This window comes from Luteibacter sp. P4_E6, from assembly GCF_056401535.1.
Genome location: NZ_JBFUJE010000534.1, coordinates 1 through 2,608, shown reverse-complemented (window position 1 = coordinate 2,608; position 2,608 = coordinate 1). Strand labels below are relative to the sequence as shown.

General features: G+C 63.1%; 2 protein-coding genes and 2 tRNA genes. All 4 read right to left on the bottom strand.

Annotated elements, in window-relative coordinates:
- Positions 1-10: 10 nt before the first annotated feature.
- Positions 11-1,921, bottom strand: coding sequence for a SurA N-terminal domain-containing protein (locus AC1DT2_RS20405; protein ID WP_477298353.1), 1,911 nt, complete (start codon positions 1,919-1,921; stop codon positions 11-13).
- Between the two features lie 82 nt (positions 1,922-2,003).
- Positions 2,004-2,080 (bottom strand) — tRNA-Asp (locus AC1DT2_RS20400).
- 9 nt (positions 2,081-2,089) lie between these two features.
- Positions 2,090-2,164 (bottom strand) — tRNA-Val (locus AC1DT2_RS20395).
- A 12-nt stretch (positions 2,165-2,176) separates the two neighbouring features.
- Positions 2,177-2,449 (bottom strand): HU family DNA-binding protein, encoded by a 273-nt coding sequence (locus tag AC1DT2_RS20390; protein WP_036112061.1) that lies wholly within the window; start codon positions 2,447-2,449, stop codon positions 2,177-2,179.
- Positions 2,450-2,608: the final 159 nt, after the last annotated feature.

The following is a 2,608-nucleotide window of genomic DNA, read 5'->3' as shown; positions in this document are numbered from 1 at the left end:
CTTCCCAGGCTTACATGCGGTCCTGGGCGATCTTGATATCGCCGCGGGCCTTGAGGGCCTCGACGTATTCGATCGTCGCGGCCTTGGCCATCGCGTCGGTCATCTGGCCACGCAGGCCATCGCGGTCGGTCTTGGCGATCTTGGAAAGATCGCCGTCCGTGACCTTGTCGACAGCGACAACGGCATAGGTGCCGCCACCGGTCTGCACGACCGACCAGCTGGGCTTGCCGTCGACCGGATGCGGCAGCGTGAAGGCGCGCTGCAGGATGGGCTGCGGTACGTCCTTCGTCGCGGCGAGCTTGCTGCGTTCGAGACCGGGAACCGTGTGCACCGGCGCCTGGGCGAGCGCAGCGATATCGCCACCCTTGGCCAGCTGCGCGACGAGCTCGTCAGCCTTCTTCTTCGCCGCCGCGTCGACACGCTCGTCGAGGATGCGCTGACGAATCARGTCACGCACGTCGGCCAGGTTCTTCGGCGTGGCGACGGCATGCTTGGACAGGTGCATGACGATGGCGTCGCCCTTGTCGACCTGCACCAGCGAGGAGTTGTTGCCCTGGTTGAGTACGTCATCCGCAAAAGCGGCGGCGACGAACTTCGGATCGGCGGTCAGGCCTTCGCCGCCCTGGCGACCGAACATCGGAGTGGTGCGAATCTCGACACCGAGTTCCTTCGCGGCAGCGTCGAGCGAACCCGGGTTGCGCTCGGCAAGGTCGGCCAGCTGGCCGGCGCGCTCGTTGTAGAGGCGCTCGCCCTCGCCCTTCGCCCAGTCCGCGGCAAGCTGCGCGCGCACATCGGCGAACGGCTTGGCGTCGCCCTCGCGGGCATCGCGCAACCAGATGATGTGGTAGCCCTCTTCCGGCGAAAGCACCGGCTCCTTCGTGATCTCACCCTTCTTCATGCCGAAGAGCGCGGTATCGAAGGCAGCGTTAGCGACACCCTTTTCCAGCCAGCCGAGATCGCCGCCGCTGCGCTTGGAACCGAGATCTTCCGAGTTCTCGGCGGCGAGCTTGGCGAAGTTCTCCGGAGTGGCTTCGGCGGCGATCTTCTTCGCCTTCTCGAGCGCAGCCTTCTGCTGGTCGGGCGTGGCGTTCTTGGGCACGTCGATGAGGATATGCGAGACCTGACGTTGCTCCGGCTGCGCATAACGCTGCTTGAACTTGTCGTAGAACTCGTGAAGCTGGGCGTCGGTCGGCTCACCGAGCTTGAGGTCGGCCTGCTTCACTTCGAGATACTGCACCGAGACCTGCTCGGGCGTGGTGTAGTCGGCTACATGCGACTTGTAGAACGCGTCGATGTCCGCATCGGCCACCGTGGCGTCCGTCAGGGACGGGCGCGGCAGCTCCACGAAGCGCAGGTCGCGCTGCTGGAGCTGGAGGCGGAAGAACCCATCGACATCGGCGTCGCTGACCAGGGTCGTCGTGTAGATCGCCTGCGGAATGATCTGGTTGCCGAGGTCCGCGCGGACCTTGGACTCGTACATGGCGGGGCTCATGCCCTGCATGGAAAGAATGGCCTTGTAGGCGTCGGCGCTGAACTGCCCGTTCACGGCAAAGCCGGGATCGGCACCGATGGTTTCGCGCACGCTGGCGTCGGAAACCTGGAGGCCGAGATCGGTATTGGCCTTTTCCAACAGCACCTTCGCGATCATGCCGTCGAGCACCTGCTGCTTGAGCTCGGGTTTCTCGAGATCGGCAACGGTGAACGGGGCATTCGGATTCTGCGCGATCTGCTGACGCAGCTCGTTCATCCTGTTTTGCCAGTCTTGCTGCGAGATCTCGTGGTGGCCCACTTTCGCCACGTACGTATCGACCCGCGATACGAAGTACGACTCGATGCCGAAGAAGGCAACGGCGAACACCGAAACGCCTAGGACGATGGCCGCGGGCCAACCGTGGATCTTGTTACGCAGGGCTTGCAGCATGATGCGACTCGCACAGGTGGCGTCGGCAAATCCTTACCGACGGTAGATAAAACAAAGGCGCCACACGGGCGCCTTTGCAGATTGGCGGAGYGGACGGGRCTCGAACCCGCGACCTCCGGCGTGACAGGCCRGCAYTCTAACCGACTGAACTACCRCTCCACTTACCGTTGGTGGGTGCTGAGGGGATCGAACCCCCGACCAGCGCCGTGTAAAGGCGACGCTCTACCGCTGAGCTAAGCACCCCGGTAAGACTACTTAGTTTACGTGATCCTTGAGCGCCTTGCCAGCCGTGAAGGCCGGAACCTTGGACGCCGGGATCTTGATCTCTTCGTTCGTGCGCGGGTTGCGGCCCGTGCGGGCAGCGCGGCTGCGCAGCTTGAAAGTGCCGAAGCCGACGAGGGCGACGTCTTCACCCTTCTTGAGGGTGTCCTTTACGGCTTCGATCAGGCCTTCGAGCGCCTTGCCGGCGTCAGCCTTCGACAGTTCAGCCTTTTCAGCAATGGCGGCGATCAGGTCGGTTTTATTCATTACGTAACTCCCTTTCAAAGGTAATTCGAATCGCCAGAAGGCGATCCTGTACGAGAAGACGGTAGATCTTCGAACGCAAGCTTTCGGCATCGTTCGACGACCCGCGATACGTGGCGCCCTTGCGGCGCGGACGTTTGCGGAGCCGCCTTTATACCAGTG